We start from the raw sequence: 15,065 nt of genomic DNA on the forward strand, positions 1-15,065 counted from the left end.
TATCGTATGTATTGGTTTCTGTCTGCTAGTATTTCCTAGAGCTGGACGGAATAAACACAACTTCCACGATAAATAAAAAACTCCTGAATCAAAAAGATTCAGGAGTGAGACAACTCTTATGCAGATGTTTTCGTATCTTTATTGACGACTGTGCCGTCCTTTAACACAAGACGCGGCGACTCGCCATCGGCAACCGTTGCACCAGTGATGACACATTTTTCAATATCGTCACGTGATGGAAGGTCAAACATCACATCAAGCATGATGCCTTCAATGATTGAACGAAGACCACGAGCTCCTGTTTTACGCTCAATTGCTTTTTTCGCAATTTCGCTAAGAGCATCTTCTTCAAATTCTAGCTCTACATCATCAAGCTCAAGCATTTTTGTATACTGCTTAACGAGTGCATTTTTAGGCTTCGTCAAGATCTCTACAAGTGCTTTTTCATCTAACGGCTCTAAGCTTGCAATAACCGGCAAGCGGCCGATGAATTCTGGGATTAAACCGAAACGAAGCAAGTCTTCTGGGAGTACTTTTGATAGAAGGACTTCTTTTTCGAGATCTTCGATTTTATTTTCCGCACCGAATCCAATGACTTTTTGACCTAGGCGGCGTTTGATGATTTGCTCAATGCCGTCAAAGGCTCCACCACAAATAAAGAGGATATTTGTAGTATCGATTTGAATGAATTCTTGATGAGGATGCTTACGTCCACCTTGAGGCGGTACACTAGCGACAGTTCCTTCAAGAATTTTCAATAGTGCTTGCTGAACACCTTCCCCAGATACATCACGAGTGATAGAAGGGTTTTCTGATTTTCTTGCTACTTTATCGATTTCATCGATGTAGATAATGCCTTTTTCCGCTTTTTCTACATCATAATCGGCTGCTTGGATCAGCTTTAGTAAAATATTCTCTACGTCTTCACCAACATAACCTGCTTCAGTTAGTGATGTTGCATCTGCAATCGCAAATGGCACATTTAAGATACGAGCAAGCGTTTGAGCAAGTAATGTTTTACCGCTTCCTGTTGGCCCAATCATAGAGATATTACTTTTCGAAAGCTCAACATCATCAATCTTGCTGTTTGAATTGATCCGTTTATAATGATTATAAACCGCTACAGCTAAGGATTTCTTCGCATTTTCTTGACCGATGACATATTCATCAAGAATCTCCCGAATTTCATGAGGCTTCGGAACATCCTTGAATTCAACTTCTTCCTCAGTGCCGAGCTCTTCTTCAACTATTTCCGTGCAAAGCTCGATACATTCATCACATATATATACGCCAGGTCCTGCGACCAGTTTACGCACTTGATCTTGCGTTTTTCCGCAAAACGAGCATTTTAATTGACCTTTTTCCTCGTTGAATTTAAACATTCTTTCACCCCTTATTCTTCTTCACTTGCCTGTAGCTAACAGTCAGCTACCTTTCTGGGTCCAGTATGTATGCATTTTACCATACTTTCCTAAAAGACGGTAATGATGTGTTTCTAACACTGCACATCGAGATATGTATAACAGAAAGATGCGACTTACACTATCGTTTCCAAAAGAAGCGATGATAAGTCAAAAATTGTACAAAACAAGGCACGAGTCACTCGCGCCCTGTTTTATTATTATGCACCATATTAACGGTTTTCTACAAGAAAATCAATTGCTTTGCGAACTTTTAGATCTTCTTTCATTGCTTCAGTAGATCCGATCGCTTGTTTGATGTTTTCAATTGGCATGTTGTATGCTTCAGCCATTTTTGAAAGCTCTTCTTCTACTTCTTCATCAGACACTTGTAAGTTTTCTGCAGCAGCAATTGCTTCAAGTGTTAGGTTAGATTTTACGCGTTTAGCAGCATCTTCTTTCATTTGCTCTTTAAGCGCATCTTCATCTTGTCCTGAGAATTGGAAGTAAAGCTCAAGGTTCATTCCTTGCATTTGAAGGCGCTGTTCGAATTCTTTCATCATGCGGTCTAGCTCTGTGTCAACCATCGCTTGTGGGATGTCAACTTCCGCATTTTCAGAAGCTTTCTCAACTAGCTCTTCACGAAGTTTACCTTCTGCTTCGTTTTCTTTCGCTTCTTCAAGACGTTTCTTTGTTTTTTCAGTTAGTTCAGCAAGAGTTTCTACTTCTTCATCAACATCTTTCGCGAACTCATCGTCAAGTGCTGGAAGTTCTTTTGCTTTGATTTCGTGAATTTTCACTTTGAATACAGCTGGTTTACCTGCAAGGTCTTCAGCGTGGTATTCTTCTGGGAAAGTGACTTCTACGTCTTTTTCAGCGCCTGCTTCAAGACCAACTAATTGCTCTTCGAAACCAGGGATGAATGAACCAGAACCTACTTCAAGAGAGTAGTTCTCAGCTTTTCCGCCTTCGAATGCTTCTCCATCAACGAATCCTTCGAAATCAAGAACAACTGTATCGCCGTTTTCGATTGCGCCTTCTTCTTTGACAACAAGCTCAGCTTGACGGTTTTGCATGCCTTTTAACTCTTCTTGTACATCTTCATCAGTGACAGTAGCGTCGTCTTTTTCTACGTTAAGACCTTTGTAGTCACCAAGTTTCACTTCAGGCTTCACTGTTACTTTTGCAGTGAAGATCAAGCTTTCGCCTTTTTCGATTTTCTCAACATCGATTTCAGGACGATCAACTGGGTCGATACCAGCTTCGTCGATTGCTTTTGGATACTCAACTGGAAGAAGAATATCTAATGCATCTTGATAAAGAGATTCTACACCAAAACGCTGTTCGAAAAGACCACGTGGTACTTTCCCTTTACGGAATCCAGGGATCGATACTTGCTTGACAACTTTCTTAAACGCATCATCAAGTGCTTTGTTAAATGTTTCAGCATCAACTTCTACAGTTAAGACGCCTTCGTTACCTTCTTGTTTTTCCCATTTTACTGACATGTGTGTTTCCCTCCAAAAATCTATTCAGATTGTGCGTTGTTACATTCTAAAGCATCATAAAGACTTCGTCCAATTAAAAACCACGCACGCCGCTAAAGAAGCGGTATTATGTATACAACTTTTGACTTGATTATACATATCGTCTTTCAACCATTGGAATCGACAACTGCACGATATATGCACAAATACAACCATTATATTATAACATAACAAGACCGTCTTTCAACTAAATCGACAAATTACAAATAAGAAATTTCTTCAATATCTTTCAGCATTGTGCAAGCTTCTCTCAGCTCTCGTTCATCAAATTCATACAATAGATGTAATTCTTCGAGGTCAATCTCGATCCCATGCATTTCATAGCCGACTTTATGAAGTGCTGCTGCCCAAAGATTCGGATCTGTATATTTAGGTAGAAATGGATATAGGACAAATAAGTGCCGGCGCCATAACTCTTCCACACCTTGGTAAAGGGTTGGGTTCTCATTGCCGAGTGTGTCATCGAGCTTACGAAGAACTTGCTGAAGCAGTGGCATTTGCTCTGGCTTAACAGCCTCAGAAGGAACAAGCGTTAACGAATCACCGAACTTCGTCACATGAACCGGCTTTGCCACATCATGATCTGACAGAAGCTGCAGGATCAATGATTTGACCAAAGGGCTTCCATCAGGCTTTTGTAGGATCGTATTTAATAGACCCATATGCGGCGTGATGTTTCGATCTTTCAGCGAATGGATGAACTGCACCTGCTCTTCTGGCCGCTCGAGCATATCATCTATATTGATTTCGCCGCCGTCATCATCGTCTTCATCTAATATCTGTTCAGGCGATTCGATCATTTTTCTACTAAATTCGAGCAGCTTGTAAAAATGCTCCGCACTTTCTGCTGGAAGATGGTTTTCCTCAAGTACTGCTTCAATTGTCTGCTTCACTTCTTCATATTCTTTCAGCTGAATTAAGATTGTCATATACACTTGAAGCACGGTGAAGTAATGACCATATCCTTCATGCAGCATCTTTTCACACACACGCTTTGCATCCTGTAGCTCGCCCAGCTCTAGAAAACAAATTGCCATGCCGAGATGAATATCGGATTCATCATCATCATCATAAGATTTTGCTTCTGAAAACAAGTGAAGCGCCTCTTGATACTGTTTATCTTTTAATGCTGCCATTCCTTTTTCAATCAGTCTTTCTTTCAGACCAGGAAACAAAATGACATTATCTTTCTTCTTGTCATGTTTCATGCTTACGTTCCTTTCGGGCGCATATTTTTTTATCAGTTTACCAACGAAGATTAGTAAACACAAGTAACGAGAGGTTTTCATGCAAAAAAGAAGCCGTCACACCTCGGGCGGACGGCTTCTTGTTGTTTACGCACGCAGCCAGCTGCTGCGCTTATCTTCAAATGCTTGAATGTCATCTTCTAGTAGTAAAGTTAATGAGATCTCATCATAGCCATTCAGGAGCATTTCTCTCCAGTGAGGATCCACATCAAAAGGAGTGATATTCCCTTCGTGATCTTCTATTTGCTGTTTTTCAAGATCAACTGTCATCTCATACCCTTTGTTCTCATATGACGCAGCGAATGTTTTCCACACATCATAATCAAGACGAATTGGAAGCATCCCATTTTTAAAGCAGTTTTGGTGAAAAATATCTGCAAATGATGGTGCGATGACAATTTTGAAACCGTAATCATCAAGTGCCCAAGGGGCATGTTCCCTTGATGATCCGCAGCCAAAGTTTTCTCCTGCGATCAAAATCGATGCTCCTTCATAAATCGGCTGATTCAGTTCGAAATCAGGATTTGGGCTACCATCGGCTAAATACCGCCAGTCGAAAAAGGCAAACCGACCATAGCCTGTTCGTTCAATTCTTTTCAAAAATTGCTTCGGAATAATTTGATCTGTATCTACGTTGATACGGTTAAGCACAGCGGCTTTTCCTTTGTGTGTGACTAAAGGCTCCATCTATGACAACTCCTTACACGACTGTTTTCTCTTGATTAAACTTCCTGACATCGACAAATCGGCCATGTATTGCAGCCATTGCCGCCATTGCCGGGCTGACAAGATGCGTTCTCGCACCTTTTCCTTGACGACCCTCAAAGTTACGGTTTGATGTGGATGCGCAGCGTTCTCCTTCTGGTACCACATCGTTATTCATACTGAGACACATACTGCAGCCAGATTCTCTCCATTCAAATCCTGCTTCAAGGAAGATTTTATGAAGACCTTCTTCTTCTGCCTGCAATTTGACGCTTTGAGAGCCAGGCACGACAATCGCTCTGACATGATCAGCTACCTTTTGTCCTTCTATCATAGAAGCTGCTTGGCGTAAATCAGTCATTCTTGAGTTTGTACATGAGCCAATAAACACATGCTCAATCGAAATATCTTCAATACGTTGATGGGGATGAACACCCATGTATTCGTACGCACGAATCGCTTCTTTCTGATCATCTTCTTGAGCAAAATCTTCAGGTCCTGGGATGGCTGCATCTACAGGCAACACCATTCCTGGATTAATTCCCCATGTGACCATTGGTGAAATCTCATTCCCATCTAAAACAATCGTTTTATCATAGGTTGCACCCGGATCTGTTTTAAGTTCTTCCCATTCTTTAATCGCTGCTTCGAAGTCTTCTCCCTGCGGTGCATATTTGCGGCCGCGACAATATTCAAAGGTGACTTCATCAGGTGCAATCAATCCTGCTCTTGCGCCTGCTTCAATCGACATATTACAAACAGTCATCCGTTCATCCATTGTCATGTTTCTGAATACTTCCCCAGTGTATTCAATCACATAACCTGATCCGAACTTCACGCCATGCGCACCAATGACTGCTAAAATGACATCTTTGGCCGTTACCCCTTTTTGCAGCTTTCCGTCTACTCTAATTTCTAATGTTTTCGGACGCTGCTGCCAAAGTGTTTGTGTGGAAAGTACATGTTCGACTTCACTTGTACCGATTCCAAAAGCAAGTGCGCCAAACGCGCCATGAGTGGATGTATGACTATCTCCGCAAACGATTGTTTTCCCCGGAAGTGTCAAACCAAGCTCTGGCCCAACGACATGGACGATTCCTTGGTCTACACTGTGAAGGTCAGCTAGACGGACACCAAATTCAGCACAGTTTCGCTCTAGAGCACCCACTTGTTTTTTAGCAATCTCATCTTTGATCACAAATCGATTCACAGTCGGGATGTTGTGATCCATTGTTGCAAACGTATTTTGAGGTCTTCTCACCTTGCGCCCTTTTTGTCTTAATCCTTCAAACGCTTGAGGCGATGTCACTTCATGCACCAAGTGCAGATCAATATATAAAAGGTCTGGTTTCCCCTCGCCGCTTTTGACAACGTGCTGATCCCATATTTTTTCGATGATTGTTCGAGGCATAACCCTTTTCCTCCCTCTACCTAATTCCACAAGATTCTATTTATACAATTGTTTTCACGTTCTGCTTAAGTGCGTCTACAACTGCGTGAGTGATGTCTTCAGTTGTTTGATACGTTCCCTCTTTTGCCGATAAATCCTTTGTTCTTTTGCCTGAGGCAAGAACCGTTTCTACAGCTTCTTCTATGGCAGCCGCTTCTTCTTCTAACGCAAAGGAAGTTCTAAGCAAGCTTGCTGCCGATAAAATAGTTGCCAGAGGGTTTGCGACGTTTTGCCCCGCAATATCGGGTGCTGATCCATGAATCGGCTCATATAAATGAAGGCCGGTGCTTGATAGACTAGCAGATGGCAGCATACCGAGTGATCCAGTAATCATTGAAGCCTCGTCACTTAAAATGTCACCAAACATATTCTCTGTTACAATGACATCAAATTGTGCAGGCTTATAAATCAGCTGCATGGCAGCATTATCAACGAGCATGTGCTCAAATTCAACGTCCGGATATTGAGAAGCCACTTCTTCTACCGCATCCCGCCATAGTTTACTAGAAGCCAGAACGTTCGCTTTATCAACAGACGTTACTTTTTTCCGTCTCGTTAACGCCATGTCGAATGCTTCTTTTAGTACACGGACAATCTCTTCCTTTGTATAAAGGAGTGTATCAACCGCAGCTTCTTTTCCTTCTTCATCTGTGTAGCGCTCGCTTGGTTCACCAAAATAGAGACCGCCTGTTAATTCACGAACGATGACAAAATCGACTCCGTTAATATGATCCTGTTTTAACGGTGACGCCTCGCTTAAGCTATCAAACACTTTGACAGGACGAATGTTGGCAAATAAGTCCAATTGTTTACGAATGGCGAGCAAGCCTTTTTCTGGGCGAAGCTCTGGTGGGTTTTGATCCCATTTTGGTCCGCCAACTGCTCCTAATAAGATCGCATCAGCGCTCTTGCATACATCAACCGTTTCCTTTGGGAGCGGATTGTTTTTTTCATCTATTGCGATACCGCCAATAAGCGCCGTTTCGAATTCGAATTCGTGCCTAAATTGAGCCGCTGTCTCTTTGAGGACAGCGACAGCTGATGTCACAACTTCCGGTCCGATTCCATCGCCGGGCAAAAGTGCAATTTTCTTTTTCATAAGGACCTACCTCCTTTCCTATGAGATCGCGTGATGTTTCTCAATTTCAATGAGATTTGATTTAAAGATTAAATGCCTGTTTACTGCATTGACGTAGGCTTTCGCCGATGCTTCCAGCACATCTTGCGCTACACCGCGTCCTGCTGTTTCTTTTCCTTCTATTGAAACAGTGACATATACTTCGGCTAGTGCATCTCTGCCTTTTCCATTTGATTGAATACGGTAGTCTAGCAAATGAATTCTTTCCTCCATACAGCGCTCCAGCGTGTTGTACACAGCTTCTACACTGCCTGCGCCTGTAGCTGCTTCTTGAATGACCTCTTGCGTTTCTTGATTTTTCAGAGAGACCGTGGCTGTCGGCATTTGTTCTGTTCCATAATGTACTTGAAGACTTTCAAATTCGTAGCCAATTTTTCGGTCTGCTACTTTTTCTTCCAATATAATAGAAATTAAATCATCATCTGTGATTTCTTTTTTCTTCTCTGTCAAGTTCTTGAAGGTTTCAAAGAACTTATTGATTTCGTCTTCCGTTAGTTTAAAACCTAGCGTTTTCATGCGGTCTTTAAACGCGTGTCTTCCGGAGTGTTTTCCAAGGACAAGCACATCTGTTGTCACACCGACGAGCTCTGGAGAAATGATTTCATAGGTTGTTTTTTCTTTGAGGAAACCATCTTGGTGAATACCTGATTCATGTGCAAAAGCATTGTTACCAACGACAGCTTTATTGCGCGGTACAATCATGCCTGAGTATTTGCTCACTACATCACTTGTACGCTTAATTTCATTCAATTGTATCGTTGATTCGACCTGGTAAAAGTCTTTTCGAATATGAAGAGCGACTGCAATTTCTTCTAACGCGGCATTTCCAGCGCGCTCGCCAATTCCGTTGACAGCCGTTTCAATTTGATCTGCTCCATTTTCAATAGCAGCAAGTGAGTTTGCCACAGCCATTCCTAGATCATCGTGACAGTGAGCGGACAAGTTGACACGGTCGATATTTGGAACGTGTTCCTTCATATATTTAAAGATATTACCGTACTCTTTTGGCGCTAGGTATCCAACTGTATCTGGCAAGTTAATGACACTCGCCCCAGCGTCAATGACCTTTTCTACAATTTCTGCCAAGAAAGCAAGATCTGTACGGCACGCATCTTCTGCTGACCATTGAACAACCGGAAAACGTTCTTTCGCATATTTCACCATTGCGACAGCCTGTTCTACGACTTCTTCACGTGTTTTCTTTAGTTTATGCTTCAGGTGAATGTCAGAAGTGGCAATAAAGACATGAAGCCTTGGTTCCACTCCATCTTTTAATGCTTCCCATGCAGCATCAATGTCACCTTTCACACATCGTGCAAGACCAGCAACAGAACAGTTTTTAATCGTTCTTGCTATTTCTTGTACGCCTAAGAAATCCCCTCGGGATGAAGCGGGAAAACCCGCTTCAATGATATTAACCCCAAGGCGCTCAAGCTGCTTTGCAATGATTAGCTTTTCTTGTGCATTTAAGTTCACTCCGGGTGATTGCTCTCCATCTCGAAGTGTTGTGTCAAAAAAATTAATTTTCCGCACCGACGCTCACCGCTTCCTTTTTCTTTCCTTGTTTAACGAAAGGCATCATTTCACGAAGCTTTCTTCCAACAACTTCAATTTGGTGCTCATTTTCATTAGCATTGATCGCATTGAAACGTGGACGATTTACTTGGTTTTCAACAATCCATTCTTTTGCAAATGTACCGTTTTGGATATCAGTCAAGACAGCTTTCATCGATTCTTTTACGTTTGCATCCACAACGCGTGGTCCTGATACGAAGTCTCCCCATTGTGCTGTATCAGAGATTGAATATCTCATGCCTTCTAATCCTTCTTCGTACATAAGATCAACGATCAGTTTCAGTTCGTGTAGACACTCAAAGTATGCAAGCTCTGGCTGATAACCTGCTTCTGTTAATGTTTCAAATCCTGCTTTTACTAGTGAAGTAAGACCCCCACAAAGGACTGCTTGCTCACCGAATAGATCCGTTTCCGTTTCTTCTTTAAATGTTGTTTCAAGAACGCCCGCTCTTGCTCCGCCGATTGCTTTTGCATAAGCAAGTGCTTTGTCTTTCGCTTGACCAGATACATCTTGATAGATTGCAAATAGTGCAGGTACACCAGCGCCTTGCTCATATGTTCTTCTTACAAGATGTCCTGGACCTTTTGGCGCCACAAGATACACATCTACGTCACTTGGAGGAACAATTTGATGGAAGTGGACGTTGAATCCGTGTGCGAAAACAAGTGAGTTGCCGGCTTCTAATTGATCTTTGATTTCTTCGTCATATACTTTCTTTTGCTGCTCATCTGGTAGTAATACCATCACGACATCTGCTTGTGCTGCCGCTTCTTTTACTGTGAATACTTGATGGCCGTCTTCTTGTGCTTTTGTATAAGATCCGCCTTTTCTCACGCCGACGATAACATCTACGCCGCTCTCTTTTAAGTTCAATGCATGTGCATGACCTTGTGACCCGTAACCAATGATAGCTACCTTTTGACCATTTAATACGTTTTCTTGAATATCACCGTTATAATATACTTTTACCATTTGACTCTCTCCTTTTGTTTAGACAATTGAAATTGTTTTATTTGTTTGCGGCTTTTGCTGATTATCTCTCGCAAAGGCCGTGGTGCCAGTTCTGGCGACTTCTTTAATGCCGTATGGCTTAAGTAATTCAATGAGTGCTTCAATTTTTGAAGACTCACCTGTCACCTGAATGACGACACTCTCTCTGCTCACATCTACAATAGAAGCTCTAAACGGTTCAATGACCCCTGTGATCTCCATTCTAGATGCTGGTGCAGAAACGACTTTTATCAAAGCCAGCTCTCGCTGAACGATTGATTGGTTTGTAATGTCTGTTACTTTGAGAACATCAATTTGTTTGTTCAGCTGTTTTGTCAGCTGTTCGATGTCTTTCTCTTGGTCTACATGGACGACGAACGTGATGCGTGATACATCTTGAATCTCAGAATGGCCGACCGTAATGCTTTCAATGTTGTAATGTCGTTTAGTAAAAAGGCCAGTGATTCGGTTCAGTACGCCTGATCGATTTAATACAGTCAACACAATAATTCTTTTCAAGGTTTCACCCCCACCATCTCATGAAGTCCTTTCCCTGGTGCTACCATCGGGAATACTTTTTCATCTCTCGCTACATTGACATCGATGAAAACAGGCTCTCTAGAGGTTAGCGCTTCTTCAAGCTTTTCTTTCGCCTCTTCGTCTGATGAGATTCTGATTCCTTTAATACCATAAGCTTCAGATAATTTAACGAAATCTGGCTGCTCTGAAAATTTAGAATATGAGTAGCGTTCTTCGTAGAAAATTTCTTGCCATTGTCTTACCATTCCAAGGCTGTGATTATTTAGAACAATCACTTTCACTGGAAGGTTCAGCTCACGGATAACGGCAAGTTCTTGCAGGGTCATTTGGAAACCTCCATCTCCTAAAATCGCCACAACCGTTGCCTCTTGATCAGCTAACTGAGCGCCAATGGCTGCCGGTAAACCGAAGCCCATCGTACCAAGCCCTCCAGATGTGACCCATTTATCTGCATTTTCAAATGGATAGAACTGTGCTGCCCACATTTGATGCTGTCCAACATCCGTTGCCACAATGGCTTCACCTTTTGTGAATTGATGAATGTATTCAATCAGCTTTTGAGGCTTAAAGCCCTCTGCTTCGTTTTCAACGTACCAGAGTGGATATTCTTCCTTCCACTGATCTAGTTGGTTTTTCCACTCGTTTGACTCTCCTTGCTTCCCGTCTTGCTTAATCAGCTCTTGAAGGACTAGCTTACTGTCTCCAACAACCGGGATATGCGTATGAATATTCTTGCCAATTTCTGCTGGATCGATATCAACGTGTGCTACCTTCGCATGTTTCGCAAAGTGATTGAGATTGCCAGTTACCCTATCATCGAATCTTGCACCGATTGAAATGAGCAAATCACATTGGTGAAGAGCCATGTTCGCGGCATATGTGCCATGCATACCAGCCATCCCTAGGAAAAGAGGGTGCTTTGCTGGGAAGCCGCCAAGTCCTAGCAGTGTATGAGCGACTGGGATTTGCTGCTGCTCTACATACTGCCTTAATTCTTCAGATGCTTTGCCATGAAGAACGCCAGCTCCTGCTAGAATGACTGGTTTCTTTGCTCTGCTGACAGCTTCTACTAATTTGCGAATTTGCAAATAGTTCGGCTCTACTTTTGGCTGATAACCAGGTAAATCAATTGGCTGATCGTATTCAAACGTTCCTTCAATGCCTGCCACATCTTTTGGAATGTCAATCAAGACTGGACCAGGTCTTCCTGTCGTTGCGATGTGGAACGCTTCTTTAATGACGCCAGGTAATTCCTCTGGATTTCTCACCTGATAGCTGTGCTTTGTGATAGGCATTGTGATGCCGAGCACGTCTGCTTCCTGAAAAGCGTCTGATCCAATGACTGATGTTGCCACCTGTCCTGTGAAGACAACAAGAGGAAGTGAATCAATCATTGCATCTGCAATTCCTGTGACTAGGTTTGTTGCTCCAGGTCCTGATGTTGCAATGACAACACCTGGTTTGCCAGATACTCTTGCGTATCCTTCTGCCGCATGAATCGCTCCCTGTTCATGTCTTGGCAGGACATGAAATAACCCAGAATCATAAATTTTATCGTAGATCGGTAAAACCGCTCCGCCTGGATATCCGAAAATGACTTCTACTTTTTCTCTTTTAAGTGCTTCAATTAACATGAGTGCACCGTTCATCGTTTGTGGTGCTTTAGATGTTTCCGTCTCCACTTGTACATTTGTCCCCATTTGATTTCCTCCTCTTTGTCTTGCTTCAGTCAAGTTTTTTCACCCTTTTCTATTCAAGATCGAGATTTTAGACCATATAAAAAAGCCTTCTCACCCCACAATGACACTACTTTTCACTAGGTCAAAGGGGCGAAAAAGCTTTGTTTTTCGCGGTACCACCCTTGTTCACGGCAAATTCAGCTGCCGTCTCATGGACATCTTTCATCCATTTTGGTAACGAGTAAGCAATGTCACTCGGTCTGCCCTACTATCATTTCAAGCAGACACTCAGAGGTGAGTTCACTTTAGAAAGTAACACCGGTTTCCAGCTACCACCGGCTCTCTGTAGATACTGACTCTAAAGCTACTAGTCCTCTTCAACGTTTATCGATATCTATTTAGCTTGCGTGAATGTTTTCATCTGTAAAAACGACTTTTTCTCCTTCTTCAACTACTCGCTTACGGAATTGTTCAAGAAGTTTGTTTGTGTGAACCCCAGGCTGCCCTTCACCGATTGTACGGCCATCAACCTTTACAACAGCGATGACTTCGGCTGCAGTTCCTGTTAAAAAAACTTCTTCTGCTGTATACACATCGTGCCTTGTGAATGGTTCTTCTTTCACTTCGTAACCTAAGTCCTCTGCAATCTCCATGATGGCATTTCTTGTGATGCCTTCAAGAGCGCCGATATAACCTGGCGGTGTATAGAGCTTCCCTTTTTTATAAATAAACACATTGTCTGCAGAACCTTCTGCCACGTACCCTTGATCGTTCAGCATCAGCGCTTCACTCACACCGGCCATATGGGCTTCGATTCGGACAAGGATGTTATTCAAATAATTTAATGATTTCACTTTTGGACTCAGTACGTCGGGACGATTTCGTCTCGTCGGTACCGTCACAATATCAATACCTGTTTCATATAGGTGCTTTGGAAAGATGGCCAGCGGCTCTACAATGATCACTGTGTTGGCTCTCCCGCAGTTGTTTGGATCTAAACCAAGATCACCAGCTCCTCTTGAAACAACAAGACGAATATAGGCATCCTTCAGTCCGTTCCTTTCAACTGTATGAATCATTTTTTCCGTGAGTTCCTCAAGTGAATATGGAATGTTCAGCATAATCGATCTGGCGGAGTCATATAGGCGGTCTAAATGTTCCTTCATTCGAAAGATATTTCCGTTATACACGCGTATCCCTTCGAACACACCGTCACCGTATAAGAAGCCATGATCATAAACTGAAATTTTCGCATCCTCTTTTTTCACGAGTTCATCGTTTAAAAAGATCCACTGTTCCTTTTGGTCTTCCATTTTCAGTGAGCACCCTCTCTTTCAAACAAAAAGTAGTTGAATTTTCAGACACTTTATATTGAAGTGTCTCACGCTTGCTCTGCGTGTTTGTTTAGCTTTTGTTGAACCCATCTTACGCCGCTTTCCATGCAGTGTCAACAGCATTTTTAAAATTATTAGACAATTTAGACTAATCAAAATTAAATGTATACGCTTACACCTTTGCTAGACAAGGAATGAAAAAACTTAAAATTTTTTGTATTTTTTCTTCAATTTATTTACTTTACCTGAACACTTTTCATTTGAGAAATCGTTTGTCATATTTTTTCACATTGTTTTGAATGAATACTGGTAGATTTCAATGCTTTTGATTTTCTTTCGGCATGCCTTTCTAAAGCGTTTTCCTATGAAGTTATGATAGAATGAGAGCATCTTATAGAAGGAGGGCAATACATGGCTAACATCAGAGGTTATATCGGAACGTATACAAAGGGAGACAGTAAAGGCATTTATACTTTTACATTAAATACGGACAAGCAGCAGATTGAGCAAGTAGAAGTAGCTGCTGAACTTGAAAATCCTACATATTTAACCGTCTCAGATTCTCAAAAGTTCGTGTATGCTGTGGTGAAAGAAGGATCACAGGGCGGCGTGGCTGCTTATCAAATCGATGCTGAAACCGGCACACTTCGTTTCATCAACCAAGAACTTGCCGAAGGCGCTTCTCCTTGTCACGTCAGCGTGGACAGTCAAACAAAAACAGCTTTTACAGCAAACTATCATAAAGGAACAGCGGAGATGTATGAAATCGATGCTGAAAATGGCTCAGTGATCCGCACGCTGTCACAGGCGCAGCATGAAGGGACTGGCCCTAACGAAGATCGTCAGGAGAAACCGCACACTCACTTTATGGGTCTGACACCAGATGAACAATTTGCAGTAGCTGTTGACCTTGGGACAGATGGCATTTATACGTATAAGAAAGAAGACGACAAACTTGAACTAGCTCATACATTTGAAACAAAACCAGGCACCGGGCCTCGCCATATCACATTCCATCCAACGAAACCTGTGGCATATGTGATGACAGAGCTAAGCTCAGAGGTAATTGTGCTTCGTTACTTTGAAGATGGTCATTTCGAAGAGATCCAAACGATCGCAACCATTCCAAATGACTTTACAGAGAACAATCAAGGCAGTGCCATCCATGTCTCTTCAGACGGCCAATTTGTTTATGCAGGAAATCGTGGACATGACAGCATTGCGATTTTTAAAGCAGATGCTGACGGTCAATTAAGTCTTGTCGAGATTGCTTCTTCTGAAGGAAACTGGCCTAGAGACTTTGTGCTTGATCCAACTGAAGAATTCCTCGTCGGTTCAAACCAAGAATCTAGCAATCTAGTGTTATACAAACGCGACAAAGAAACAGGAAGACTCACTGTCTTACAATCAGACATCTCAGTGCCTCATCCAGTTTGCGTGAAATTTTTAGGATAATGAA

At 42.2% G+C, this 15,065-nt stretch carries 12 protein-coding genes and 1 other annotated feature; of the genes, 1 reads left to right on the forward strand and 11 read right to left on the reverse strand.

Annotation, left to right across the window (positions count from 1 at the left end; genetic code table 11):
• Positions 1 to 116: 116 nt before the first annotated feature.
• The 11 genes from clpX to ilvE form a co-directional block, all read right to left on the reverse strand.
• Entirely contained in the window at positions 117 to 1,382 is a 1,266-nt protein-coding gene (clpX, locus tag MHI35_RS12565) for an ATP-dependent protease ATP-binding subunit ClpX (protein ID WP_012010785.1), read from the reverse strand.
• Between the two features lie 251 nt (positions 1,383 to 1,633).
• Positions 1,634 to 2,908 (reverse strand): trigger factor, encoded by a 1,275-nt coding sequence (tig, locus tag MHI35_RS12570; protein WP_012010786.1) that lies wholly within the window; start codon positions 2,906 to 2,908, stop codon positions 1,634 to 1,636.
• A gap of 239 nt (positions 2,909 to 3,147) precedes the next feature.
• Positions 3,148 to 4,155 (reverse strand): DNA damage checkpoint antagonist DdcA, encoded by a 1,008-nt coding sequence (gene ddcA, locus MHI35_RS12575; protein ID WP_144520834.1) that lies wholly within the window; start codon positions 4,153 to 4,155, stop codon positions 3,148 to 3,150.
• A 126-nt stretch (positions 4,156 to 4,281) separates the two neighbouring features.
• Entirely contained in the window at positions 4,282 to 4,881 is a 600-nt protein-coding gene (gene leuD / locus MHI35_RS12580) for a 3-isopropylmalate dehydratase small subunit (RefSeq protein WP_060596899.1), read from the reverse strand.
• 13 nt (positions 4,882 to 4,894) lie between these two features.
• Positions 4,895 to 6,310 carry a 3-isopropylmalate dehydratase large subunit gene (leuC, locus tag MHI35_RS12585; RefSeq protein WP_144520836.1) on the reverse strand — a complete coding sequence of 472 codons (1,416 nt, stop codon included), beginning with the start codon at positions 6,308 to 6,310 and terminating at the stop codon, positions 4,895 to 4,897.
• Between the two features lie 40 nt (positions 6,311 to 6,350).
• Entirely contained in the window at positions 6,351 to 7,448 is a 1,098-nt protein-coding gene (gene leuB, locus MHI35_RS12590; RefSeq protein WP_012010789.1) for a 3-isopropylmalate dehydrogenase, read from the reverse strand.
• Between the two features lie 18 nt (positions 7,449 to 7,466).
• On the reverse strand, positions 7,467 to 9,020 hold the full coding sequence (locus MHI35_RS12595; protein WP_024423186.1) for a 2-isopropylmalate synthase: 1,554 nt from the start codon (positions 9,018 to 9,020) through the stop codon (positions 7,467 to 7,469).
• Complete coding sequence (ilvC, locus tag MHI35_RS12600) at positions 9,007 to 10,035, reverse strand: ketol-acid reductoisomerase (protein ID WP_088002247.1); 1,029 nt, start codon at positions 10,033 to 10,035, stop codon at positions 9,007 to 9,009. The genes MHI35_RS12595 and ilvC overlap by 14 nt, the downstream gene beginning before the upstream one ends.
• Positions 10,036 to 10,053: 18 nt before the next feature.
• Positions 10,054 to 10,572, reverse strand: a complete 519-nt coding sequence (ilvN, locus tag MHI35_RS12605) for an acetolactate synthase small subunit (RefSeq protein WP_007501584.1) — start codon at positions 10,570 to 10,572, stop codon at positions 10,054 to 10,056.
• Positions 10,569 to 12,293, reverse strand: coding sequence for an acetolactate synthase large subunit (ilvB, locus tag MHI35_RS12610; RefSeq protein ID WP_335349006.1), 1,725 nt, complete (start codon positions 12,291 to 12,293; stop codon positions 10,569 to 10,571). The genes ilvN and ilvB overlap by 4 nt, the downstream gene beginning before the upstream one ends.
• Before the next feature lie 122 nt (positions 12,294 to 12,415).
• Positions 12,416 to 12,662: a binding site (T-box leader), on the reverse strand.
• Between the two features lie 8 nt (positions 12,663 to 12,670).
• Complete coding sequence (ilvE, locus tag MHI35_RS12615) at positions 12,671 to 13,585, reverse strand: branched-chain-amino-acid transaminase (RefSeq protein ID WP_088002251.1); 915 nt, start codon at positions 13,583 to 13,585, stop codon at positions 12,671 to 12,673.
• Between the two features lie 432 nt (positions 13,586 to 14,017).
• Between ilvE and MHI35_RS12620 the strand changes: the two genes are divergently transcribed.
• Positions 14,018 to 15,061 (forward strand): lactonase family protein, encoded by a 1,044-nt coding sequence (locus tag MHI35_RS12620; RefSeq protein WP_211062925.1) that lies wholly within the window; start codon positions 14,018 to 14,020, stop codon positions 15,059 to 15,061.
• Positions 15,062 to 15,065 lie beyond the last annotated feature (4 nt).

The organism is Bacillus sp. FSL K6-3459 (genome assembly GCF_038003305.1).
GTDB classification, from domain to species: domain Bacteria; phylum Bacillota; class Bacilli; order Bacillales; family Bacillaceae; genus Bacillus; species Bacillus pumilus_O.